Below are 24509 nucleotides of genomic sequence, written 5' to 3'. Positions count from 1 at the left end.
ACATTCATTTGAAAAGGTGAACTTGTCCCTTTTTTTGTATTAAAAGAAAAAATAAAGAGGTGATCAGATGGAGAATTATTTAGCAGTTGGTAAGATCGTTAATACCCAAGGATTAAAGGGCGAAGTTCGCGTAATCTCAGTGACAGACTTCGTTAATGAACGCTATAAAAAAGGCGCTTTATTAACTATTTTTCAAGATGGCAAAGAAACCGTTGAAGTAACCGTTAAGAGCCACCGTAAGCATAAAAACTTTGATTTACTAACATTTGAGAACCATCCCCGCATTGAAGATGTTGAAATCTATAAAGGATCTGAGCTAAAAGTTTCTAAAGAACACATCCAAGAGCTTGAAGGGGAAGACTATTACTACCATCAAATTATTGGCCTATCGGTTGTGACTGATGAAGGCGAAGAGCTAGGCGAAATTAAAGAAATTCTGTCACCTGGAGCCAATGATGTTTGGGTTGTCAAAGGTAAGGCGAAAAAAGACATTCTACTCCCTTACATTGATGATGTTGTTAAAGAAGTTAACTTAGAAGAAGGACGCGTAGTGGTTAGCATTATGGAAGGACTGTTAGATTAATGAGAATTGATATTTTAACCCTCTTTCCTACTATGTTTGAAGGACCACTAAGCGAATCGATTATTGGAAAAGCCATTGAAAAGGACTTGCTTTCGATTGAAACGACAAACTTTCGTGATTTTTCTGATAATAAACACAATATGGTGGATGACTATCCCTTTGGTGGCGGAGCAGGTATGCTGCTTAAAGCACAACCGATTGTAGATAGTATTGATGCTATTAAAGAGGCTTACCCTGAGACGAAAAAAAGAATTATTTTGATGGATCCAGCTGGGCAAACCTACAACCAAGCTTTAGCAGAGGAACTGGCGCAAGAAGAGCACTTAGTATTTATTTGTGGCCATTATGAAGGTTTTGACGAACGGATTAAAGCACATGTGACTGATGAAATTTCAATCGGTGACTTTATTCTAACGGGTGGCGAACTTGGTGCGATGGTCATTGTTGATAGTGTGGTTCGCTTATTGCCAGAAGCATTGGGTAATACGCTATCCAATCAAACCGATTCATTCTCAACAGGTTTATTGGAACACCCACAATACACGCGTCCTCGCGATTTTAGAGGCGATGAAGTACCCGAAGTGTTATTCAGTGGGAACCATGCTAAGATTGCTGAATGGCAAGAAAAAGCATCCCTACGCAAGACATTAGAGAGACGCCCTGACTTGTTGGAAGAGATTATACTAACGAAACAACAGGAAAAATGGCTACAAGAAATTAAAGCAGAAATGGATCAGCTATAAAGAAAAAATACTTTACAGCTATTCGAAACTATGTTAAACTCTTACGAGTGAGTAGGAAACTACTCGAGATAACGATATTCCGCTGATAGAAGAAATCTATGCATGAATGTTTGTTGGAAGGAGAAAAAGAAATGAACTTAATCGAATCAATTACACAAGAACAATTACGTAATGATATTCCTGATTTCCGTCCTGGAGACACTGTTCGTGTTCACGCACGCGTTGTTGAAGGAACTAGAGAACGTATTCAGTTGTTCGAAGGCGTTGTTATCAAACGTCGTGGACAAGGAATCAGCGAAACTTACACTGTTCGTAAAATGTCTAACGGTGTTGGGGTTGAACGTACATTCCCAATCCACACTCCACGTGTAGCACAAATCGAAGTTGTTCGTCACGGTAAAGTACGTCGTGCGAAACTATACTACTTGCGTGCATTACACGGAAAAGCTGCTCGTATCGCAGAACGTCGTCGTTAAGATTAACTCTTTCGATAAACGTGAACCCAGTCATTATGGCTGGGTTCTTTTTGTTATTTGGCAAATGCTTGGATTTCCTATAGAATAGCTGAGTGGATGTTTCAGTATGTATCAATTAGAATAGTCAGTTTGTAAAATTGAGCTATTTTTTTATTTTCAACTAGGCACCGTTTTCATTTATGTTATACTAAAAGCAGTAAGTTTGAGAGGGGAAACTGTTGTGCAGATTTTAGATGAACTAGATAAATTATTCGCAGAGAAAAAATTACCATTAAAGAAACAAGAAATTGTTAATAACCAAACTTTATATCAAGGATCATTTATGGCAGGTCCTGGTAGAAAAGTACCATTTGGTATTGTTGTCATTAATGGCGAAGGTGTTGTTGATTTCCAGATTACCTTTAAACAAATCGCTTATCTAACAAACTACAGCGACAAAACACAACTATTAGAAGTTCTAAACGAGTTGAATTTAACGAAAGCTTTCTATTATAAAGTATGCTTAGCTAATGACGGCGAAGTTTTAATGAAGACAATGGCGAAAACAACCGAAGATGTTCGCCCACTTTATGAAATGCTAGTTGTAGGATCAAATGTCGTGAAGCACGTTTTAGAAGAAGTTGAAAAAATTACAGGCCCAGCCGAATAAGAGGAGCTGAATCAGGTGGATGATAAACTAACACTCTACTATGAGTCAGATAGCATGACATTAACTGGTAGCCAAGAAGATTGGACGCTTAAAAGAGACAAAGGTTACTCACCTGTTCAAAGCCTCGTTGCTGCAGCAGCAGCTTGCGGTGCTTATGTATACCAAGAAGTTCTCGAGAATTCTAAGGTAGCATTTGAATTTGAAAAAGTGATCGCTTCTTATACAAGAGATACAGAAGACCGAGTAGGCCCAATTGATAGTATTATCCTCACGTTTTATTTGAAGGTTACTGAAGACCAACAAGATAAAGCTATTCGCTGTCTGAAGCTTGTATCAAGAAATTGTCCGGTGATTCAATCGTTGGATCCAAAAATAAAAGTTATAGAAACAGCCGAATTTATATAATGAACAGCTTGTAGGAAATTCTTCCTACAAGCTGTTTTTTATTTTGTATAGTGACTTAAAAACAACTTCAGCTCCAAATTTTGCCCTGAAGTTGTTCAAAAAGCGATTTTAACCGACTTCAGGAAGAAAAAAGAAGCTGAAGTTGTTCAAAAAGCAGATTCGACCGACTTCAGCTAGAAAATAACACCTGAAGTTGTTTTTTTAAGACTAACTACAAAAAATCCCCTACTCAGCAACCTGAATAGGGGAGACATTCTTATAAACTAAAGTAATGTTCTAGATAAAGGGCTAGGCCGTCCTCGTCATTAGTAAAAGTAGTGACATCATTGGCAACAGAGCGAAGACGGTCAATACCATTCTTCATCATAACGCCATGACCGGCATAATCAAGCATCTCAAAGTCGTTATCTTCGTCACCAAAAGCAAGAATGTCTTGGCGATCAATATCATAGTAGCTCGCCACTTGATCAACACCGATTGCTTTTTGAATGCCAGGAGCAACGATTTCCAAACAAGGTAGTGAACCACCCCAAGTGCGCACTGATAAAGTCTCGCTACCATATTCCTCTAACAAACGTTGACGGATGGATTCTTGTCTTGCTTCATCAATATAAAGGTTTAATGATGTGGGATTGCTATCCAATTTGCTTTGACTTGTGACAAGAGTAGACGGGGTATTTGCTGGGAAAAATTCACTCGGCGGAATTTTAACAGTTGAAGAATAAAGTGTTTCTTGACCTTCAATTGTTAGCCAGTTATAGCCTAAATCATCTTGTTTTGCCAAAATATCCATAACTAAGTTAGAATCAATTGTTTTGTGGTAATAGCTCGACCAATTTTTGCTGCCTGGCATATGGCAAAGTGCCCCATTAAAATTAACCATTGGCGATTTCAAACCTAATTCCGAATAGAAATGCTTACTGTTACGATATGGTCGGCCAGTTGCAATTAAAATATGATGCCCATCTTCTTGCAGAAGCTGGAGTGTTTGAACGGTTTTTTTAGATAACAATGATTGATTGTTGAGGGTTGTCCCATCTAAATCAATCGCAATAAGTTTTTTATTCATTTTGTTAAAAGTTTCCTTTCGTGTACTGGAATTTGTCATCTTATGTTACACTAAATACTAAGAAATAGCTATAGAATTCGCTTATATCAGGAGGAAGCCATGATTTCAATAGAAAGAAAAGTCATTAACCAATTACCCATAATAGAAATGGTCGACTATAAACTGAAAGAAGAAAAATGCCCGCTGGTCGTTTTTTTTCACGGTATTACTGGACAAAAAGAAAAAAGTTTAGAAGCTGGCTATGAACTTGCACAAAAAGGTTTCCGTGTCATCTTGCCGGACGCTTTTTTACATGGCGAGCGAAAAACTGAATACTACGATGGTCCAAAAGAAATGGAGTTTTGGTCGATTGTTCGACATAATGTAGAAGAATTGCCGGTTCTGGTTGATTATTACCAAGCTCGTGATCTCATTTATAATGGCAAAATTTCAGTAGCAGGATTATCAATGGGCGGCATTACAACCTGCATAGCTCTTGCCAAGTATCCTTGGATTTACTCAGCTGCATCATTAATGGGGAATCCAGATCCGATTGGCTTTACAAAATGGTTAGTAACCTCATCTTGGGTAGAAGGAATGCCTGATATAAAAACTGCTGATATTGAATCAACAATGGCAGCATTCAAACCATTCAGTTTACAAGAACATCCTGAAAAAATAGCAGGACGTCCGTTTTACATTTGGCATGGTAAGGAAGATAATAGTGTACCGTTTAGCCAAACAGAAGCCTTCGTTTCCATGGTTAAAGGTAAGACATACGCTAGTCAAATGGAATACGATTACTACGAAGGACATGGTCATAAAGTACCGAATGATGTCTTTGTGAAAACAGCGCAATTTTTAGCCTTGCAATAGAGGATTGAAAAACACTTGCAAACTTGCTATGATAAACCCAACCCTTCGTAAAGGAGTGAACAAACTATGTCAGAAAATTATACGCTAGAAGAAATAGACGAAATAAAAGAACGTGTCTTAATGGCCTTAGAACAAGTTATCGATCCTGAACTAGGGATTGACATTGTGAATTTAGGTTTAATATATGAAGTTTTGATAGAAGAAAATGGTTTTTGCCAAGTGAATATGACCCTTACAACGATGGGTTGCCCACTAGCAGATGTCATTACAGATGAGATCCACCGTGCTTTAAAATCAGTCCCAGAAGTAACGGATATTAAAGTAAAATTAGTTTGGTATCCAGCGTGGACAACTGAACGCATGAGTCGCTATGCGCGTATTGCATTGGGGATACGCTAATACAATAGAGAAGCAGTTAAGAAATTATTTTCTTAACTGCTTTTTTATTGAAATCCCCTTCAAATTCATTAAATATTTATACAAAAAAGTCGGATTATTCTATTTTATCCTAAGTTTTGATCTGATAAGCTATGTCTATGTTTGGGAAGCGCATACAAAAAAGTAGCACGATAATGAACTAGGAAAGTAGGACAATCATGAAGAAACGTTATGTACAAGTTGGAACAGGGGGGCGGGCTCGCTTTTTCTATGAAGCGATTGCTGGGACCTATCATGAAACAAGTGAAGTAGTTGGATTTTGTGATATTTCACAAACGAGAATGGATTTTGCGAATACATTACTAGAGCGGCATGGTCATCCAAAGGTGCCGACTTATCACTATACAAAGTTTGACCAAATGTTGGATGAATTGAAGCCTGATTTTGTTATTGTTACAACGGTTGATCGCTCTCATCATGATTATATTATTCGGGCTATGGAAAAGGGCTATGATGTTATTTCAGAAAAACCGATGACGATAGATGAAGAAAAGGCGCAAGCCATTATTGATGCTGAAAAACGAACAGGTCGTTCGCTGCGGGTAACCTTTAATTATCGCTATGCTCCGCATAATACGAAGATTCGTGAGTTGATTCGAGATAGGGTGATTGGTGATGTGTTCTCCATTCACTTTGAGTGGTTATTAAATACAGAACATGGGGCTGATTATTTTAGAAGGTGGCACCGTAATAAGGTGAATAGTGGTGGTTTATTGGTTCATAAATCAACTCATCACTTTGACCTCGTTAATTTCTGGTTAAATAGCTATCCTAAGACAGTATTTGCCTTTGGCGACTTGAATTTCTATGGTATGAAAAATGCTGAAAAACGTGGCGTAACAGACTTTTATTATCGCAGCACCGGTTCTCCAGCGGCCAAAGATGATCCGTTTGCCATCGATTTAAATAGCAATGAAGAGTTGCGTGAACTTTATTTAAAAGCGGAAGCAGATAGTGGCTATATCCGAGATCGAAGTGTATTTTCAGATGATATATCGATTGAAGATACGCTCGGTGTAACGGTTAAATACCAAAGTGGTACCATTTTAACTTATTCGTTGAATGCTTATATGCCTTGGGAAGGCTTTAATATTTCATTTAATGGGAGTAAGGGTCGTATTGAAATGAAGGTCGTTGAAAAATCTTATATCAATGCGGGTGGCGACAAGGAGAATGAGGGCGCGCTTGAAGTGAAATCGATTATGGTTTATCCGATGTTTGATGCGCCTTATGAGGTTGCTATTGAAGATGGCGAAGGCGGGCATGGTGGTGGTGATCCAATCCTATTGAATGAATTGTTTGGAGTTGCTGACCATGATCCGTTTAATCGAGCGGCGAGTCATATTGATGGGGCTATGTCTATTTTAACAGGTGTAGCAGCTAATCAATCCATTGCATCTGGTTTAGCTGTTCAGATTAAAGATTTGATTGATTTATAGGAATGAGGGCATGATGGTCAAACATCGTGCTCTATTTTTTTGACCTTAGTTGACCATAGGCGTATAATAACCTTAGAATCATAAGAGAGGTGGTCACTATGCAAGGAGATAAAATGACTCATGCCGTTCAAGAAGCGCTGGCAGAAGCACAGCAAGTGGCAATGACACGAAAGCACCAATTCATCGAAATTCCTCATCTATGGAAAGTACTGATTCAACCCAATGAGCTTGCGACTAATATTTATAGTGATTTAGGGTTAGCTATTGATCAGTTTGAAACGACAATAGATAAGGAATTGGATAAGATTTCTCAAGTATCAGGAGCAACTGTTCAATATGGGCAACAGTTTGGTCAAGGTTTATATCAATTGTTGACTGAGGCTAATCGTATCATGACAGATTTTCAGGATGAGTATTTATCAACGGATGTCTTGTTATTAGCACTGATGACTTTTTCAAATCACCCGTTAGTGGTGCATTTGAATCAGTATAATATTAATCAAGAGCGTCTAAAAGAAAAAATAGCGGAAATAAGGGGAGGCGATCGTGTGACATCACAAGACCAAGAAAATAACTATCAAGCTTTGGAAAAATATGGGATTGACCTCGTTCAAGCAATGAAGAGTGGGAAGCATGATCCTGTTATTGGCCGAGATGAAGAGATTAGGGATGTTATTCGGATCTTATCACGTAAAACAAAGAATAACCCTGTCTTGATTGGTGAACCAGGTGTTGGAAAAACAGCTATTGTGGAAGGATTAGCGCAACGTATCGTTCGAAAAGATGTGCCGGATAACTTACGGGACAAAACGATTTTTTCACTCGATATGGGGGCGCTGATTGCGGGCGCAAAATATCGGGGCGAGTTTGAAGAGCGTTTGAAAAGTGTGTTAAAAGAGGTCAAGAAGAGTGATGGTCGTATTATTTTATTTATTGATGAAATCCATACGATTATTGGTGCAGGTAAAACAGAAGGTAGCATGGATGCTGGAAATTTACTAAAACCAATGCTAGCTCGTGGCGAGCTACATTGTATTGGTGCGACAACCTTAGATGAATACCAACAAAACTTTGAAAAAGATAAGGCACTTGAGCGGAGATTCCAAAGAGTTATCGTCAATGAACCAACTGTTGAGGATACCATCACTATTTTAAGAGGATTGAAGGAACGGTTTGAAATCCACCACAGTGTAACCATTCACGACAATGCCTTAGTAGCCGCAGCAACTTTATCAAACCGCTATATCACAGAGCGCTTTTTGCCTGACAAGGCGATTGATTTGGTCGATGAGGCTTGTGCAACCATTAAAGTAGAAATGAACTCTATGCCAACCGAATTAGACCAAGTAACCAGACGCTTGATGCAGCTAGAAATTGAAGAGGCGGCTTTAAAGCAAGAATCTGATGATCTGAGCCTGCATCGTTTAGAGGTCATTCGAAATGACTTGGCCGATTACAGAGAAGAAGCGAATCGTCTCAAGATGAAATGGGAGATTGAAAAGGAAGAGGCTGAAACAGTTCGTTCAAAACGTGAGGAATTGGAAACAGCTAGACGACAACTAGAGGATGCGGAAGCTGAGTATGATCTTGAAAAAGCAGCCGTATTAAGACACGGCACCATACCGCAACTTGAAAAAGAAGTAGCCAGTCTAGAAAAAAGCCATCAAGATGCTGCTAAAAAAGAGAGCAAGCTGGTACAAGAATCCGTTACCGAAAATGAAATCGCAGTTGTAGTCGAACGGTTAACAGCTATACCAGTGAAACGATTGGTTGAAGGAGAGAAAGAAAAGTTACTCTCTCTAGCTGATACCCTACATAAACGTGTGATTGGTCAAGATGAAGCTGTGGAGAGCGTTACTAATGCTGTTTTACGTTCACGAGCTGGTTTACAATCGTCACAGAGACCGATTGGATCATTCTTATTCCTTGGACCAACAGGTGTTGGGAAAACTGAATTAGCAAAAGCATTAGCAGAAAGTCTATTTGATTCAGAAGACCATTTAGTGAGAATTGATATGAGTGAATATATGGAAAAATTTGCTGTTAGTCGTTTAGTTGGAGCACCTCCTGGTTATGTGGGGTATGAAGAAGGTGGCCAGTTAACAGAAGCAGTTCGAAGAAGTCCTTATACAATCGTTTTACTAGATGAAATTGAAAAAGCCCATCCTGATGTCTTTAACATTCTTCTACAAGTGATGGATGATGGACGATTGACCGATTCGAAAGGGCGGACAGTTGATTTTAAAAATACTATTTTGATTATGACAAGTAATCTAGGATCGCCACTATTGTTAGATAATTTAGCAATGGATGGTAGCATTAAGGATGAAGGACGAAAACAAGTGATGGATTTGTTAAAAGCGAGCTTTAAACCAGAATTCTTAAACCGTATAGACGATACCGTTTTGTTCTCGCCACTCACTCCAAATGATATTCATCTGATTGTGAATAAGATAATGGGCGACTTGCAAAACCGTCTGGCTGATAAACAAATCACCCTTCATGTCACAGAAGAACTTAGTCAGTGGATTGCAGAGAATGCGTATGACCCTCATTATGGAGCGCGTCCTTTAAGACGATTTATTACCAACCATATTGAAAATGCGCTTGCTAAGGAGATTATAAAAGGGAACGTTAGTGAACATCAAACTGTTTCTTTAACCGTTGAAAATGGGCAAGTCATTATTTCAAGTCAATAAAATAAATAAATTGAAGCGACAACAACGTTAATGAAATTTACTCGGTTGTCGCTTTATTTATTTTCAAATTTAAGATAAAATATAAAGTAGAACGAACGACAGAACATACAGGAGGTGAAAGAAATGCTTTTTCTGGCTATTGGCTTCATTTGTTTAGTCATCATGCTCTTTACCAACAAGTTTTATGTTTTTGGTGGTTTATCAATTATTAGTTTTTTTATTTACTTTATTTTGGTAGGAACCGGAACATGGGTAACCTTTTTACTCTTCTTAGCAGGTATATTCTTATTAATTTTAGAAATTTTTATTCCAGATTTTGGATTGATAGGGATTACTGGTGTGGTCTTGTTGGGCTTAGGTTATCTCTCCAATCAAAACGATTTATGGGGAAGTTTACTGGATTTAGGGTTAGCAATTGTGATAGCAGTTATAACGGCTTATATTTTATTGAAGAAGGGCTATACCTTCTTGCCAGGCAAGAGTAGCTTAATATTAGGAACAGCTCTTGAAAAAAATAGAGGCTATTCAACCGCTAAAGATTATTCGCTATTTCTTGGTAAAACGGGAACAGCATCAACCACGCTTCGTCCATCAGGAAAAGCTGACATTGATGGTCAAACGCTAGATGTGGTTAGCGATGGTGCGATTATTCGAGAAGGGTCGCGTGTTCAAGTCATTCATGTAGAAGGAATAAAAATTATTGTTAAGGAGCTGGTTTAATTATGCAAGAAGGTATTCAAGGCAGTATCATCGGTGTCGTTATTATAGCTGTCATCGTCATATTGATATTATCGTTATTTTTCCGTTTTGTACCGGTTGGATTATGGATTACGGCTTATTTTTCAGGAGTAAAGCTGAAAATCTCAGATTTAATTGGAATGCGTTTGAGACGTGTAGCTCCTAGTTTAGTTGTTCAACCTTTGATTAAAGCAACTAAAGCAGGGTTGATTATTGATACAAGCGAGCTTGAGGCTCATTACTTGGCAGGTGGAGATATCAACTTAGTTATTGATGCCTTAATCGCAGCGCAACGTGCGAACATTGAATTGGAGTTTGAGCAAGCTGCAGCTATTGATTTAGCAGGGCGTAATGTGTTTGAAGCCGTACAAGTATCGGTAAACCCTAAAGTTATTGAAACACCTATTATTGCTGGTGTAGCGATGAATGGTATTGAAGTAAAGGCAAAAGCTAAAGTAACTGTACGTGCAAATATCGAGCGACTTGTTGGTGGTGCGGGTGAAGAAACGATTATTGCCCGTGTTGGTGAAGGGATTGTTACAACTGTAGGGTCTGCTAAAGCGCACTCACAAGTTTTAGAAAATCCTGATTCAATTTCACAAACGATTTTACGTAAAGGGTTGGACTCCGGAACAGCTTTCGAAATCCTATCGATTGATATTGCGGACGTTGATGTCGGTCGTAACGTTGGTGCGAAATTACAAGCAGAACAAGCTGAAGCTGATAAGCGTGTGGCACAAGCTAAAGCGGAAGAAAAACGATCATTGGCAGTTGCTGAAGAGCAAGAAATGATTGCTGAAGTTCAAAGACAACGTGCTAAAGTTGTTGAAGCTGAGGCGCAAGTGCCCTTAGCAATGGCTGAAGCACTTCGTTCAGGTAATCTAGGTGTGATGGATTATTATAAAATGAAAAATATTACAGCAGATACCGATATGAGAAATTCACTGTCAGGAAATAAAGATAGAAGTGATTCGTAATGGTCCTATTATGGCAACTATTTAACTTAGCGATTATTATCGTCATGGTCGGTTTATGGGGGCTTTTCATCAAAAACCTACTTAATGAAGTTCACAAAGGAAAAAAACGAGCAAAAGACAATCAATGGCGGCAAGCTTCTGTTAAAAAACAGACACAACAGCAATCTAATAGACAAATGAGAAATCAACAATTGCAAAGGGCGAGAAACGTTCAGTCAACAAGAAATAGAAATGAGCAACAACAATCGTCAAGAAGAAATACAACGTCTATTCGTTTGAAAGAATTGTTAAAATATAAACCTGCTGATCTTTATGGCTTATTAAAAGAGTCCTTGCCAGACCAATATAAGCAAGAAATTCAGGCTGTCTTTAATTCACCAAATTCAGAGGTTGAATTAATTAAGTTTATTAGAAGACCTGATGTTTGGCCAACGGTTAAAAAAAACTTATCAGAAATAGCTAGTGGTCGTCATGAAAAGTCATCAATGATGGAAGATTACAAGATAACAAATGAAGCGCCTATTCTTTCAGAAACAGAGGAAGATGAATTAGATTGGCAATCGTTGGATCAAGAGAGTGATGTGTTCCAAGAAGAGTACGATCAATACGCCAAACAGTTTGACATTATAGTGGATAAAATGTTACAAACTAGCGAAGGACTAGCAGTGGAACCATCACTCAATAGGAAGACACATTCAAGCCATTCTAAAAAAGAGCGACAACGTCAAAAAGAATGGCTAAGAGAAGCAGTCATCGCGCAAACGATTTTAGAACGACCAGATTTTTAATGAAAAAGAGGAATACCATGTCACGTCTTTTAGGTGTCAATACGCTTGTTTTTAATGAAGAGTTAAGTGAAGGAACGGTTCAACAGTTAACCTATATTAAGACGATTAAGGAGCTAGGCTTTTCTTTTGTTGAAATTCGAAGAGAGTTTCTTCGGAATCTTACGGGAGAATTGTTAGAGACTAGGACAGAGGCAGAACGTTTTCATATGCCATTGTCTTACTCCGTCCCTTCCGTTTTATTTGAATCAAGAGAAATTAATCCTGCTTTAACGACTTATTTTGAAGAAGCAAGAATGATGGGTGCTATCCAAGTGAAGGTCACACTGGGTGATTACCAGGGCTTACAAGAAAAACATGTTGAGAGTCTTAATCAGTTATTCAAGCAGTATCCTGATATTCAATTAACGATTGAAAATGATCAGACTATTGAGGGCGGCTCGGCAAAAGCTTTGTCTGATTTTATCTTCGTTGCTCATTCCGAGCAATTACCGATTCAATTGACCTTTGACACCGGAAATGTTCTATACATTCAAGAATTAGCCGAAGAAGCAGCTGTTGTTCTAAAGGATTATGTCAACTATATTCATATTAAAAATGTGAAACAGACACCAGACCATCAGCTTGAACTTGCTTTAATTGAGACAGGAGAAATTGATATACAAGATGTATTGGCTGTTTTTCCAGAAAATATTCCAGCAGCAATTGAGTACCCATGTGGTAATAAAGAAACAGCAATTGATGTTTTAAAAGCTGAAAAAGAACAACTAATCTACTAAAAACGAGAGTAAGTAAATCGTCTTTCAGACGGTGAGCTTACTCTCATTTTTATTTCAAGACGAAAGTAACTGTGATATACTGTGTAATGATTAGTTTCAGAAGGAAGGGAATAAATTGACTGAACCAGCAATCCGTTATCGGTTAATAAAAAAAGAAAAACATACTGGCGCTAGATTGGGTGAGATTATTACACCTCATGGGACATTTCAAACTCCTATGTTTATGCCAGTTGGAACATTGGCAACTGTTAAATCAATGGCTCCAGAAGAATTAAAAGATATGGGCTCACAAATTATTTTGAGTAATACCTATCACTTGTGGCTACGTCCTGGTGCTGACCTTGTGGAAGAAGCAGGTGGTCTGCACAAATTTATGAACTGGGACAAAGGAATTTTAACTGATTCTGGCGGCTTCCAAGTATTCTCTTTAGCAGAGAATCGTAAAATTACAGAAGAAGGTGTTCATTTTAGAAACCATTTGAATGGTTCGAAAATGTTCCTATCACCTGAAAAAGCAATTGACATTCAAAATAAATTAGGTGCAGATATTATTATGAGCTTTGATGAGTGTCCACCATTTGATGAGAGCTATGATTATATCAAGCGATCTGTTGAACGGACAAGTCGTTGGGCAGAGCGTGGCATGAAGGCTCATAAAAAGTCAGATCAACAAGGCTTATTTGGTATTATTCAAGGAGCAGGTTACAAAGACTTGCGTATGCAAAGTGCTAAGGACCTCGTTGGCATGGATTTCCCAGGCTATTCTATCGGTGGTCTATCTGTTGGTGAAACAAAAGAAGAAATGAATGAAGTTTTGGATTATATTACGCCTGTTATTCCAGACCATAAACCAAGGTATTTAATGGGTGTTGGTGCACCAGATTCGTTAATTGATGGCGTTATTCGTGGAGTCGATATGTTTGATTGCGTGTTGCCAACGCGAATTGCGCGTAATGGAACATGTATGACAAGCAAAGGTCGCTTAGTCGTTAAAAATGCCATTTATGAGCGTGATTTCCGTCCATTAGATGAGAACTGTTCATGCTATACGTGTCAAAACTATACACGAGCTTATATCCGTCATTTATTTAAAGCAGATGAAACATTTGGTCTTCGTTTAACGAGTTACCATAATCTACACTTCTTAATTAATTTGATGACACAAGTTCGTCAAGCCATTATGGATGATAACTTGTTAGAATTCCGAGAAGCCTTTATGGAAGAATACGGCTATAATCAAAAAAATGCTAAAAAATTCTAAAATAACTGGTAAGTAAGCTCTTACTTTGGTAAAGTTTGATGTATAGATTAAATTAATGGAGGAATTAACATGCCACAAGGACTAACAATGATTTTATTTTACGGACTAATATTTGGAGCGATGTACTTCATTCTAATCCGTCCTCAAAAGAAACAACAAAAGAAAACACAAGACATGCTAAATGAAATTAAATCTGGTGACAGCGTGATTACAATTGGCGGATTACATGGTGTTGTTGATGAAGTCGATACAACGAAACAAACTGTTACACTAGACTGTGAAGGTATTTTCTTAACATTTGAGAAACGAGCTATTTCACGCGTTGTCAAAGCATCTACTGTTTCAACAGATGCAGGTACCATTGAGGCAGACGAAATCGTTCAAGAAATAGAAGAAACGAACGAATAGTTCTTATTCAAAATGGAGTGATGAGCGAATGACTGAAGAAAATACTGATTTCTATGAAGAATTGCGTCCATGGTTTGAATTAAAGGTATCGGAATTTTCTAAAGAAGGTTATTCGAACATCGAAACAGATGATCTAATCTTATGTTTTAAGAGCTTTGTCTGGAAACATTCCATACCGTCCTATTATTATCAGCAAGTAGCCGATATTCTTAACGCATCTGTTAATCAATACTTTGATTACAAATCGTTAGAAGCACAAGTTTATAATGTATCGTCACTTGAGGAAATAAATTTTGAAGAATTTTTTTAAAAAGCTGAAAAGAGTCGCAAATTTCAAATTGCGACTCTTTTTTTATCTGTATTGTTCATTTAATCACAAAAGCGCTTTCATTGCTATTAAATAGATAATGAAACAGTTTCGCTTTTATATAGGCGTTTGTTATACTTGTGAATTATTTTACAAAAGGGTATTTACTTTTGAAAACAGCTGTAATATAATAACTTGTGAAAAGAAGAACAAAAAAAGGGGATGACTTTTTATGGCAGAAGTAAAAGTAAAAGACGTTCAGAAAACATCACAAGATATTATTAATGGTCTAACAACTAAAGGGTTAAAAGCTCTTGAAAAAATGGAACAATTAGACCAAGAAAAAATAGATAACATTGTTAGACATATGGCGTTATCAGCGCTTGATCAACATATGGCATTAGCTAAAATGGCCGTAGAAGAAACAGGGCGTGGTGTTTATGAAGATAAATGTTTGAAAAATATTTATGCTTCAGAAAATATTTGGCATAACATTAAAAAAAATAAAACAGTCGGCATTATTGAAGATAATGAAGTTGATCAAATTATTAAAGTTGCAGCACCACTTGGTGTACTTGCAGGGATTATACCAACAACAAATCCAACATCAACAACAATCTTCAAATCACTTATTTCGATGAAAACACGCAATCCAATTATTTTCTCTTTCCACCCAAGTGCAGAAAAGTGTTCGATTGCAACAGCTAAAGTGCTGTACCAAGCAGCGCTTGAAGCTGGTGCACCTGAAGATTGTATTCAATGGATTGATGGTGTTTCAATGGAGAAAACAAATTTATTAATCCACCATCCAGATGTAGCAGCTGTCCTTGCAACAGGTGGATCAGCAATGGTAAAGGCTGCTTATTCAACTGGAAAACCAGCTCTTGGTGTAGGACCGGGTAACGTGCCTGCATATGTTGAAAAAACAGCTAATGTTAAAAAAGCGGTCAACGATTTGATTGTTTCAAAAACATTTGATAATGGTATGATTTGTGCTTCTGAACAAGCAGCGATTGTCGATAAAGAAATTTACGACGAGGTTAAACAAGAATTCATTAAGAGACGTGCTTATTTCGTGAAAGAAAAAGAAATCGCTAAGTTAGAAGCTGCGATTATGCGTGAAGACAAACAAGCAATTAATCCGCAAATTGTTGGGATGCCAGCTGTTAAGATTGCTGAATTAGCAGGTATTAAAGTGCCAGAAGATACAAAATTGATTATTGTTGAATTAGAAGGTGCAGGAGCTGACTACCCATTATCAAGAGAAAAATTATCACCTGTGTTAGCAATGATGAAATCAAACTCAACTGACCATGCCTTTGACTTATGTAAGGCGATGCTTGATTTGGATGGTCTTGGTCACTCAGCGTGTATTCACACAACCGATGATCAGTTGGTTGAAGAATTTGGGAAACAAATGAAGGCGTGTCGTATTTTAGTGAACTCACCAACTGCTCAAGGTGGTATCGGTGGACTATACAACAACAATATTCCATCATTAACACTTGGCTGTGGTTCTTACGGAAGAAACTCTGTATCTGGTAACGTTTCTGCCTTTGATTTACTAAATATTAAAACCATCGCTAAAAGGAGAAATAATATGCAGTGGATTAAAGTTCCTGACAGAATTTATTTTGAAGAAAACTCAGTTCGCTACTTACGTGACATGAGAGACATTGAACGTGTATTCATCGTTTGTGATGAGGGCATGATGAAACTAGGTTATGTTGACATTGTACTTGAGCAACTAAAACGTCGTAAAAATAAAGTAGTTTATACAATTTTCTCTGATGTTGAACCAAACCCTTCAACGAATACAGTTAATCGTGGAACTGAAAAAATGCGAGATTTCAAGCCAGATACGATTATTGCAATCGGTGGTGGTTCACCAATGGATGCTGCTAAGGCAATGTGGTTATTCTATGAACATCCAGAAAGTAACTTCTTCGGAGCGAAACAAAAATACCTTGATATTCGTAAACGGACTTACAAGATTGAACCGATGGAAAAAGCGCAATTGGTATGTATTCCAACAACATCAGGGACTGGTTCTGAAGTAACACCATTTACAGTTATTACAGACAGTGAAACACATATTAAATACCCATTAGCAGACTACGCACTAACACCAGATGTGGCAATCGTCGATCCACAATTCGTTTACAGTGTTCCAAAAGTAGTAACAGCAGATACAGGTATGGATGTTCTAACCCATGCTATTGAATCTTATGTTTCTGTTCTTGCAAATGACTATACAAGAGGATTGAGTTTACAAGCTATTAAATTAATCTTTGACCACTTAAGAGATTCTTATAATAAAGGTGATGCTTATTCTCGTGAAAAAGTACATAACGCATCAACGATTGCGGGTATGGCTTTTGCAAATGCCTTCCTAGGTATTTCTCACTCACTAGCACATAAAATTGGTGGGCTATGGAACCTTGTTCATGGTAGAACTAATGCAGTCTTGTTACCACACATTATTCGTTATAATGCTTCAGAACCTTCAAAATTAAGTATGTGGGCAAAATATGAATCATTCCGCGCTGATGAAGATTATGCAACGATTGCTCGCTATATTGGTTTGAAAGGCAATACAACAGAAGAATTAGTTGAAGCTTTAGCAGATGCTGTTTACCAATTAGGTAAAGATGTGGGTATTAAAATGAGCTTCCAAGAAGAAGGCGTACCAGAAGACTGGTTGAAACGCGATGGCGATAAGCTTGCCGAATTAGCATTCGAAGACCAATGTACAACAGCTAATCCAAAACAACCGTTAATCAGTGAACTAAAACAAGTTCTAACAGCAGCATACTATGGCAAATAATTACGGTAAATAATAATTGAATTTATCTAACAAAGGGACTCGGGCAAACCGAGTCCCTTTGTTGCTCTCTAGGCTAAAAGAGATTATAATAGAAATGAATTTAGGGATACTTAAAAAAATAACTGTGGTAGCTTAAAATAAACTAGAAGAAGCGAGGTGAGCAGGTTGCGTTACGGTCTATTGACCTTTAAAGAACCAGAAAATAACCAAAATCGAAAAATTATCCATATTGATATGGATGCTTTTTATGCTTCTGTTGAAGAACGAGATAATCCTAGCCTGAAAGGCAAAGCCGTTATCATTGCACGAGATCCTAGACAGACTGGTGGACGTGGGGTTGTAACAACAGCTAACTACGAAGCACGAAAATTTGGTGTTCACTCTGCTATGAGCGCTCAACTTGCTTATGAACAGTGTCCTCATGCTGTTTTTATTCCACCTCGGATGGATTATTATCGAACCGTATCAGCTCAAATTAGAGGCATTTTTCAACGCTATACGGATATAATTGAACCACTATCTTTGGACGAAGCATACTTAGACGTGACGAATAATAAAGTGAATCAGCCTAGCGCAACTTTGATTGCTAGGCAAATTCAAAGAGAAGTTTGGCAGGAACTCCATTTAACCTGTTCTGCAGGCGTGTCTTATAATAAGTTTCTAGCTAAAGTCGCATCGGATGTGAAGAAGCCGAGCGGAATAACGGTCATTGAACCAGAAAAAGCCCAAGCCTTTCTATTTGATCTACCAATTGAGAAATTTTACGGTGTTGGTAAACGAACCGCTGAAAAGTTAAAAGAGATGGCTATTTCAACGGGAGCAGACCTTTATCAACTATCAGCTAAAGTGTTGATTGATGATTTCGGAAAGATGGGCTACGTTTTGTACCGTAAGGTCAGAGGGATTGATAATAGTCCTGTCACGCCTAATCGAGAACGTAAGTCAATCGGTAAGGAGAACACTTATCGGAATTTTTTAGTGAGAGACGATCAGGTGGAAGAAGAGTTAAAGCATTTAGCTGGTTCAGTTGCCGATAGTCTTCGTAAACACAAGAAACACGGACAAGTTGTTGTTCTGAAAATTCGTTATGGTGATTTTACAACTTTAACGCGTCAGAAAAAACTGGCAGAGTTTATTAATAGTAGCGAAGACCTGTACTGGGAAGCAATGGAACTTTGGCAGGAACACGGCGATATTGACAAAGAAATTCGCCTTTTAGGCATTACAGTTAATCAACTGGCACCACAGTATTATCAAAATGTGCAATTACCCTTATGGGATAAAAATCATTTCAAGCAGGGAGAGACGTAATATGTTAGAAAGTTTTAGTCAACTCAGTCCAGTCATACAAGCGTTAATTGCTGGATTATTTACTTGGGGATGCACCGTAATTGGTTCTGCATTTGTATTCTTTTTTAAAAAAGTTAATCGAAAAATACTAGATGTGATGAGTGGGTTTGCTGCGGGGGTGATGATAGCAGCATCGTTTTGGTCGCTCTTAGCACCATCAATCTCATACGCAGAAGAAAATGGTTATGCAGCCTTTTCATGGGTTCCAGCAGCGATAGGATTCTTACTAGGGGGTGCTTTTTTAAGGTTAACAGATGCGATTATTCCCCATTTACACTTAGGAGAACCTATTGAAAACCGAGAAGGACTGGATACAGGAGCTTCACGTAATTTGCTCTTATTCTTAGCTATCACTATTCACAATATTCCAGAAGGGTTAGCAGTGGGTGTTGCATTTGGAGCAGCAGCTCATGGGATAGCAACTGATAACACACTGATGAGCGCCATTGGTTTGGCTTTAGGGATTGGCTTACAAAATATTCCAGAGGGTTCTGCTCTTTCTATGCCGATTCGAGCAGAAGGACATAGCAGATGGAAGGCGTTTAATTTAGGGCAGCTATCTGCTATCGTTGAGCCTGTTGCTGCGGTTATTGGAGCAGCTGCGGTCCTATCCATGCAAGCCATTTTGCCTTACGCATTAGCTTTCGCAGCAGGAGCAATGATTTTTGTGGTGGTTGAAGAATTGATCCCAGAATCTCAAAACAATGGAAATAGCGACATTGCTACTATCGGATTGATGGTTGGTTTTACCGTTATGATGATACTAGATGTAGCTCTAGGTTAGAAAGTTTAAAAAGCATAAAGTGCTTGTCACTTCATGCTTTTTTTGTAGACTAGGGGATTATAAGTTCAGCCATCACTGTCTAGCTCCCAAGTCCTGACCTAGTGAAAAAAAGATAAATTTGCCCCATTGCGCGCTTCGCTGCTCGCTAACGTATATCATTCGACTAACCCGCTGAAGCGTGAAGTCTCCTGACAATTCAGGGTCAAATTTCCTATTTTTTCATAGGCCAAGGCGGACTTGTCCGCTTTTCTTAGTTGGAGAATCATCTGTTTCATGGTAGGATAGTAACAGAGTAATACAGCTAGTAGGAGTAGGGAGGATGGTTAAAATGAAATTATCTTGGCATGGACAATCGTGTGTTATGATTGAAACATCAAACCAAAAGAAAATTCTTATTGACCCTTTTATAACAGGAAATCCTTTATCTGACTTGGATGTTAATACAGTTACTTGTGACGTGATTATTATTACGCATGGTCACAACGAACACATCGGTGATACTGAAGCTATTGCGAAGCGGACAAATGCTCTAATTGTTTCTACCGTAGAAATAGCAGACTATTTTAGCAAAAAAGGGCTAGAGGTTCACGGCATGCAGCCGGGTGGTGGTTATCAATTTGATTTTGCTTATATCAAATTAACACCAGCCATTCATGGCTCTAGCTATGAAGAGGCTGATGGCACAGTCGTTCCTCTAGGTCTTGCATCGGGTGTATTAATCCAAAACCAAGGCAAGACGATTTATCATGCTGGTGATACAGCTTTGTTTTCAGATATGACTTTAATTGGAGAAAGCATGGCGATTGACTTGGCTTTATTACCAATCGGTGATAACTATACTATGGGACCTGTGGATGCTGCACGAGCAGTTCGATTTTTACAAGCAAAAAGAGCGGTTCCGATTCATTACAATACCTTCCCGCTCATTAAACAAGATCCTTTCGCTTTTACAGCCTTATTAGATGAAGAGGTTGGGCTTATTTTACAAGTAGGCGAAAGTCTAGAGATATAAAAACATTAAGATGTTAAAGGTGAGGGAATAGAAAATGGCAACTAAACACGAACAGATTATTCAATATATCGAAACACTGCCAGTTGGAGAAAAACTTTCTGTGCGATCTATTGCAAAAAATATGAATATGTCTGAAGGAACCGCTTATCGAGCGATTAAGGATGCTGAGAATACAGGTTTAGTTTCAACAATTGAACGGGTTGGAACCATCCGAATTGAACGAAAATCAAAAGATAACATTGAGACCCTGTCTTTTGGGCAAATTGCTAATATTATCGAAGGAGATGTTCTAGGCGGAAGAAATGGTTTAGATAAAACCTTGAATAAATTTATTATTGGTGCCATGCAACAAGATGCTATGGATCGCTATGTTAGTCCAGGTTCGTTGATGATTGTTGGTAACAGAAATAATATTCAGAAATATGCCTTAGAAAAAGGCGCTGCTGTATTGATCACGGGTGGTTTTGATACAGATGAAGATATTTTAAAATTGGCCGATGAGGTAGAAATGCCGATTTTACGAACAACCTATGACACTTTTACAGTAGCAACTATGATTAATAGAGCAATGACTGACCAATTAATAAAAAAAGAAATCATGTTAGTAAATGATATTTTTACAAGACTTGAGGATACAAAGTTTTTATATATGGATCAAACGATACTGGATTACCGCCAGTTAAATGAATCCAGTAAACATTCACGCTTCCCAATTGTGAATCACAATATGCGTTTAGTGGGAATGATTACGGCTAAGGATACACTCGGTAAGTTGGATAGTTTATCAATGGAACGGGTTATGACAAAGGAGCCAGTAATTGCAAAAACCCATATGAGTGTCGCTAGTGTGGCCCACCGTATGATATGGGATGGTTTGGAAGTGTTGCCTGTTGTAAAAGATAACCTGCAGCTTTTAGGTATCATTTCAAGACAAGACGTAATGAAAGCCATGCAATTAGCACAACGTCAGCCCCAAGTCGGCAATACTATTGAAGATCAAATTTTGAGTGGACTTGAAGTTGTGGAACGTGAAACAACAGGAGATGAATTACCAGTTTATCGCTTCCAAGTAACGCCACAAATGACGAATAATATTGGGACGGTTTCCTTCGGAGTTTTGTGTGAAGTGATATCTAATGTTACTAAAAAAATACTCCATCAATTCCAAAAACGCAATGCAGTGATTGAGCAGATGGATGTTCATCATTTCAAAATGATCCAGATTGATAGTATTATAGATATCCGTACGAATATTTTTGAATTAGGAAGACGATCATCAAAACTAGACGTAGAAGTTTATTTAGAAAATTCGATTGTTGCGAAAGCAATTGTCGTTTGTCAAATTATGGAACGAACATAAAGGAGCTCACTTATTTTGTTAAATGAATTATATGAATCTATTTACCAAGCGATTAAAGAAAACCAAACAATTATTATCCATCGTCATGTTAGACCAGACCCTGATGCATTAGGGTCTCAACTAGGGCTAGCTCACTTAATTCGCCAACAATTTCCAAAAAAGACTGTTTACGCAGTGGGTGAAGAAGAGGATAGTTTAATGTTCATCGGAAAAATGGACCAAGTTGAAACAGACCAATATACGGATGCATTAGTGATTGTAACAGATACAGCTAACCGTCCGCGTATTGATGATAAACGATTTTCTACAGGCAAGGCACTTATTAAAATTGATCATCATCCTGATGAAGACCATTATGGCGATATTAGTTTGGTGAACACGCAAGCCAGTTCATGTAGTGAAATCATTGCAGATTTGTCACTTTATTTAGGAGAAAGACTGCCGCTGAATACAGAAGCTGCACGAGCACTTTATGCGGGTATCGTTGGAGATACTGGACGCTTTTTATATGCAGCGACTAGTCCGCGCACCATGCAAATTGCTGCAGAATTAATGACATTTGATTTCTCAGCATCTGAAATTGGTCAATTAATGAATACAAACAGCAAGAAAGTGGCTAACTTATCAGGATTTGTTTTACAGAATGTAGAGATTAGTGATTTAGGCGTAGGTCATATTATCTTAAGCCGTGACATCCTAGAGAAATTCGATGCGACTGACAGTGATACAGCGCCAGTTGTATCGTTGCCTGGAACCATTGAAGGTGTTATGTGCTGGGCGATTTTTGTTGAACAGGAAGAGGGTGGTTACCGTTGCCGTTTACGTTCGAAAGGCCCAATCATTAATGAAGTAGCAAAACGTCATGACGGTGGTGGACATCCCCTAGCTAGTGGCGCAAACGCTAAAGATTTAGCCGAGATTAATCAAATTATTGATGAATTTGAAGAGTTGATGGTTGAATGGAGTAAACAATAAAACAAAAACAGCCGTCACGACGGCTGTTTTTTTGCTAGATTTCTTCTTTTTTTGGCTTCCAATTAAACTCAGTCCAACGATAGCCATCACGTTCTAATAACTCGTAGCTTTCTTTTGGTCCCATAGAGCCACTTTCATAAAGTCGGATTGGATCAGGTTGCTCATCCCAAACCTTGCGGATTTGGTCAATGAAGCGCCATGATTGTTCAACTTCATGCCAGTGGGTGAAGTTAGTTGGATCACCATTCAAACAGTCTAATAACAAGCGTTCATAGGCTTCAGGACTGTTTGCTTGCGTTTCCTTATCTAAAATTTGGTGCATACGAATGTTTTTCATTTCGGTACCTTGCCCAACACGTTTTGTATTGAGGCGCAGTGAGAATCCTTCTAATGGAGAAATATGGATGGTCAGAATATTTGGTTCTGCAACTTCCTCTACATCTTCTGAAGGGAAAAGATCCATGGATACATGTTTGAATTGAACATGAATATAAGTTTCTTTTTGTGCCATGCGTTTACCAGTTCGAATATAGAAAGGAACGCCTGCCCAACGGAAATTATCAACTTGGATTTTTCCAGCAACAAAGGTTTCTGTATCAGATTCTGGACTAACATTTGGTTCTTGTAAATAAGCTTCATGGGCTGCGCTTTGTGTGTATTGACCGCGAATGAAGTTATCCCAAACTTCTTTCTTCGTTTTATAAACACGCAATGAACGTAGGGCTTTGATTTTTTCTGTTCTGACATCTGTACCTGAGAGAGACATTGGGGGTTCCATAACTAACAAGGCGATAATTTGAAGGACGTGGTTTTGAACCATATCTCTCAAGGCACCTGTTCGATCATAATAACCGCCACGGTCCTCAACTCCAACAGTTTCTGACAATGTAATCTGAATATTCTCAATGTATTTATTATTCCATAATGATTCAAAAATCATGTTAGAGAATCGGACAGCGGAAATATTTTGAACCATTTCTTTTCCAAGATAGTGGTCAATTCGATAAATCTGATCTTCGCGGAATGAACGTGCAAGCTGTTCGTTCAATTCAGTTGCTGAAGCTAGGTCGCTCCCAAACGGTTTTTCAATAATTAAACGGCTAAAGCCATCTTGAGTAATCAAACCATTTTGTTTCAGCATATCACCAATTGTTCCGAAGAATTCTGGCGCCATTGCTAAATAAAAGATACGGTTATGATTCAATGAATATTTGTCATCAAGTTGATCAGATAGTTTTTTTAATTCAACATAATTTGCTGCATCATTAACGTTGTGAGAAATATAATAAAAATGAGATTTAAAACGGTCGAGTTCTTCTTGATCGTCTACCAAGTCTTTTACAGAGTCGGCAATCACATCTCGGAAATAATCATCGGACCATTCACGACGAGCAGTTCCAATCACTGCAAAGTTTTCGTTAATAAATCCTTTTTTGAAAAGTCGGAACAGGGATGGGTAAAGCTTACGATGCGCTAAGTCACCAGTTGCTCCAAAAATAGTGAATAATGCGCTAATATCGGTATTCATGGAAAACCTCCTCCGTATATTGGAAAATATTCATTGTTTCATTATACTATTTTCATTTTTCA

24 protein-coding genes are annotated in these 24509 nt (G+C 38.1%); 22 read left to right on the top strand and 2 right to left on the bottom strand.

What is annotated here, in order from left to right:
- Positions 1-67: 67 nt before the first annotated feature.
- The 5 genes from rimM to BW721_RS04170 all read left to right on the top strand — a co-directional run bounded on the left by rimM (position 68) and on the right by BW721_RS04170 (position 2856).
- Positions 68-583: a ribosome maturation factor RimM gene (rimM, locus tag BW721_RS04190; RefSeq protein WP_076766412.1), complete on the top strand. Its 516-nt coding sequence runs from the start codon at positions 68-70 to the stop codon at positions 581-583.
- Positions 583-1326, top strand: a complete 744-nt coding sequence (trmD, locus tag BW721_RS04185) for a tRNA (guanosine(37)-N1)-methyltransferase TrmD (protein ID WP_076766410.1) — start codon at positions 583-585, stop codon at positions 1324-1326. The genes rimM and trmD overlap by 1 nt, the downstream gene beginning before the upstream one ends.
- Positions 1327-1457: 131 nt before the next feature.
- Entirely contained in the window at positions 1458-1802 is a 345-nt protein-coding gene (gene rplS, locus BW721_RS04180) for a 50S ribosomal protein L19 (RefSeq protein ID WP_076766408.1), read from the top strand.
- Positions 1803-2022: 220 nt separating this feature from the next.
- Positions 2023-2451, top strand: coding sequence for a hypothetical protein (locus BW721_RS04175; protein ID WP_076766406.1), 429 nt, complete (start codon positions 2023-2025; stop codon positions 2449-2451).
- A gap of 54 nt (positions 2452-2505) precedes the next feature.
- A complete protein-coding gene (locus tag BW721_RS04170) occupies positions 2506-2856 on the top strand; it encodes an OsmC family protein (RefSeq protein ID WP_076768638.1) in 351 nt (116 codons plus the stop codon).
- 256 nt (positions 2857-3112) lie between these two features.
- Here BW721_RS04170 and BW721_RS04165 read toward each other — a convergent pair whose 3' ends face one another.
- On the bottom strand, positions 3113-3925 hold the full coding sequence (locus BW721_RS04165) for a Cof-type HAD-IIB family hydrolase (protein ID WP_076766404.1): 813 nt from the start codon (positions 3923-3925) through the stop codon (positions 3113-3115).
- 99 nt (positions 3926-4024) lie between these two features.
- On the opposite strand from BW721_RS04165, the gene BW721_RS04160 reads away from it, so the two are divergent.
- The 17 genes from BW721_RS04160 to BW721_RS04080 all read left to right on the top strand — a co-directional run bounded on the left by BW721_RS04160 (position 4025) and on the right by BW721_RS04080 (position 22919).
- Positions 4025-4780, top strand: coding sequence for an alpha/beta fold hydrolase (locus tag BW721_RS04160; protein ID WP_076766402.1), 756 nt, complete (start codon positions 4025-4027; stop codon positions 4778-4780).
- A 66-nt stretch (positions 4781-4846) separates the two neighbouring features.
- Positions 4847-5179 carry a metal-sulfur cluster assembly factor gene (locus tag BW721_RS04155; RefSeq protein WP_076766400.1) on the top strand — a complete coding sequence of 111 codons (333 nt, stop codon included), beginning with the start codon at positions 4847-4849 and terminating at the stop codon, positions 5177-5179.
- A gap of 197 nt (positions 5180-5376) precedes the next feature.
- On the top strand, positions 5377-6657 hold the full coding sequence (locus BW721_RS04150; protein ID WP_076766398.1) for a Gfo/Idh/MocA family protein: 1281 nt from the start codon (positions 5377-5379) through the stop codon (positions 6655-6657).
- 98 nt (positions 6658-6755) lie between these two features.
- Positions 6756-9356 (top strand): ATP-dependent chaperone ClpB, encoded by a 2601-nt coding sequence (clpB, locus tag BW721_RS04145; RefSeq protein ID WP_076766396.1) that lies wholly within the window; start codon positions 6756-6758, stop codon positions 9354-9356.
- A 123-nt stretch (positions 9357-9479) separates the two neighbouring features.
- Positions 9480-10076, top strand: a complete 597-nt coding sequence (locus tag BW721_RS04140) for an NfeD family protein (protein ID WP_076766394.1) — start codon at positions 9480-9482, stop codon at positions 10074-10076.
- A gap of 2 nt (positions 10077-10078) precedes the next feature.
- Positions 10079-11071, top strand: a complete 993-nt coding sequence (floA, locus tag BW721_RS04135) for a flotillin-like protein FloA (protein WP_076766392.1) — start codon at positions 10079-10081, stop codon at positions 11069-11071.
- Complete coding sequence (locus BW721_RS04130; RefSeq protein WP_076766390.1) at positions 11071-11859, top strand: hypothetical protein; 789 nt, start codon at positions 11071-11073, stop codon at positions 11857-11859. Before floA ends, BW721_RS04130 begins: the two co-directional genes overlap by 1 nt.
- Before the next feature lie 17 nt (positions 11860-11876).
- Entirely contained in the window at positions 11877-12635 is a 759-nt protein-coding gene (locus BW721_RS04125; protein ID WP_076766388.1) for a sugar phosphate isomerase/epimerase family protein, read from the top strand.
- Between the two features lie 115 nt (positions 12636-12750).
- Positions 12751-13896 (top strand): tRNA guanosine(34) transglycosylase Tgt, encoded by a 1146-nt coding sequence (tgt, locus tag BW721_RS04120; protein WP_076766386.1) that lies wholly within the window; start codon positions 12751-12753, stop codon positions 13894-13896.
- A 69-nt stretch (positions 13897-13965) separates the two neighbouring features.
- Complete coding sequence (gene yajC, locus BW721_RS04115; protein ID WP_076766385.1) at positions 13966-14304, top strand: preprotein translocase subunit YajC; 339 nt, start codon at positions 13966-13968, stop codon at positions 14302-14304.
- 28 nt (positions 14305-14332) lie between these two features.
- Positions 14333-14614: a post-transcriptional regulator gene (locus BW721_RS04110; protein WP_076766383.1), complete on the top strand. Its 282-nt coding sequence runs from the start codon at positions 14333-14335 to the stop codon at positions 14612-14614.
- A gap of 229 nt (positions 14615-14843) precedes the next feature.
- Entirely contained in the window at positions 14844-17438 is a 2595-nt protein-coding gene (gene adhE, locus BW721_RS04105; protein ID WP_076766381.1) for a bifunctional acetaldehyde-CoA/alcohol dehydrogenase, read from the top strand.
- Positions 17439-17594: 156 nt separating this feature from the next.
- Positions 17595-18749, top strand: coding sequence for a DNA polymerase IV (dinB, locus tag BW721_RS04100; protein ID WP_076766380.1), 1155 nt, complete (start codon positions 17595-17597; stop codon positions 18747-18749).
- Position 18750: 1 nt separating this feature from the next.
- Complete coding sequence (locus BW721_RS04095; protein ID WP_076766378.1) at positions 18751-19572, top strand: ZIP family metal transporter; 822 nt, start codon at positions 18751-18753, stop codon at positions 19570-19572.
- Between the two features lie 328 nt (positions 19573-19900).
- Positions 19901-20584, top strand: coding sequence for a metal-dependent hydrolase (locus tag BW721_RS04090; RefSeq protein WP_076768637.1), 684 nt, complete (start codon positions 19901-19903; stop codon positions 20582-20584).
- 34 nt (positions 20585-20618) lie between these two features.
- Positions 20619-21944, top strand: a complete 1326-nt coding sequence (locus BW721_RS04085; protein ID WP_076766377.1) for a DRTGG domain-containing protein — start codon at positions 20619-20621, stop codon at positions 21942-21944.
- 15 nt (positions 21945-21959) lie between these two features.
- Positions 21960-22919 (top strand): DHH family phosphoesterase, encoded by a 960-nt coding sequence (locus BW721_RS04080; RefSeq protein WP_076766374.1) that lies wholly within the window; start codon positions 21960-21962, stop codon positions 22917-22919.
- A gap of 34 nt (positions 22920-22953) precedes the next feature.
- On the opposite strand, the gene zwf is transcribed toward BW721_RS04080, so the two are convergent.
- Positions 22954-24447: a glucose-6-phosphate dehydrogenase gene (gene zwf / locus BW721_RS04075; protein ID WP_076766372.1), complete on the bottom strand. Its 1494-nt coding sequence runs from the start codon at positions 24445-24447 to the stop codon at positions 22954-22956.
- Positions 24448-24509 lie beyond the last annotated feature (62 nt).

It is taken from the genome of Jeotgalibaca sp. PTS2502 (assembly GCF_001975685.1).
Classification (GTDB): domain Bacteria; phylum Bacillota; class Bacilli; order Lactobacillales; family Aerococcaceae; genus Jeotgalibaca; species Jeotgalibaca arthritidis.
Note: the sequence above shows the minus strand (reverse complement) of the source record. Positions and strands in the feature narration are given on the sequence as shown.

Bases quoted from the DNA above. Each gene is read 5' to 3' on its own strand.
- BW721_RS04110 (WP_076766383.1), top strand. From the start codon at position 14,333: ATGACTGAAGAAAATACTGATTTCTATGAAGAATTGCGTCCATGGTTT.
- floA (WP_076766392.1), top strand. From the start codon at position 10,079: ATGCAAGAAGGTATTCAAGGCAGTATCATCGGTGTCGTTATTATAGCT.
- BW721_RS04130 (WP_076766390.1), top strand. From the start codon at position 11,071: ATGGTCCTATTATGGCAACTATTTAACTTAGCGATTATTATCGTCATG.
- BW721_RS04170 (WP_076768638.1), top strand. From the start codon at position 2,506: ATGACATTAACTGGTAGCCAAGAAGATTGGACGCTTAAAAGAGACAAA.
- clpB (WP_076766396.1), top strand. From the start codon at position 6,756: ATGCAAGGAGATAAAATGACTCATGCCGTTCAAGAAGCGCTGGCAGAA.
- zwf (WP_076766372.1), bottom strand. From the start codon at position 24,447: ATGAATACCGATATTAGCGCATTATTCACTATTTTTGGAGCAACTGGT.
- rplS (WP_076766408.1), top strand. From the start codon at position 1,458: ATGAACTTAATCGAATCAATTACACAAGAACAATTACGTAATGATATT.
- BW721_RS04165 (WP_076766404.1), bottom strand. From the start codon at position 3,925: ATGAATAAAAAACTTATTGCGATTGATTTAGATGGGACAACCCTCAAC.
- BW721_RS04090 (WP_076768637.1), top strand. From the start codon at position 19,901: ATGAAATTATCTTGGCATGGACAATCGTGTGTTATGATTGAAACATCA.
- BW721_RS04125 (WP_076766388.1), top strand. From the start codon at position 11,877: ATGTCACGTCTTTTAGGTGTCAATACGCTTGTTTTTAATGAAGAGTTA.
- BW721_RS04085 (WP_076766377.1), top strand. From the start codon at position 20,619: ATGGCAACTAAACACGAACAGATTATTCAATATATCGAAACACTGCCA.
- BW721_RS04160 (WP_076766402.1), top strand. From the start codon at position 4,025: ATGATTTCAATAGAAAGAAAAGTCATTAACCAATTACCCATAATAGAA.
- trmD (WP_076766410.1), top strand. From the start codon at position 583: ATGAGAATTGATATTTTAACCCTCTTTCCTACTATGTTTGAAGGACCA.
- BW721_RS04150 (WP_076766398.1), top strand. From the start codon at position 5,377: ATGAAGAAACGTTATGTACAAGTTGGAACAGGGGGGCGGGCTCGCTTT.
- yajC (WP_076766385.1), top strand. From the start codon at position 13,966: ATGCCACAAGGACTAACAATGATTTTATTTTACGGACTAATATTTGGA.
- BW721_RS04140 (WP_076766394.1), top strand. From the start codon at position 9,480: ATGCTTTTTCTGGCTATTGGCTTCATTTGTTTAGTCATCATGCTCTTT.
- rimM (WP_076766412.1), top strand. From the start codon at position 68: ATGGAGAATTATTTAGCAGTTGGTAAGATCGTTAATACCCAAGGATTA.
- BW721_RS04095 (WP_076766378.1), top strand. From the start codon at position 18,751: ATGTTAGAAAGTTTTAGTCAACTCAGTCCAGTCATACAAGCGTTAATT.
- adhE (WP_076766381.1), top strand. From the start codon at position 14,844: ATGGCAGAAGTAAAAGTAAAAGACGTTCAGAAAACATCACAAGATATT.
- BW721_RS04155 (WP_076766400.1), top strand. From the start codon at position 4,847: ATGTCAGAAAATTATACGCTAGAAGAAATAGACGAAATAAAAGAACGT.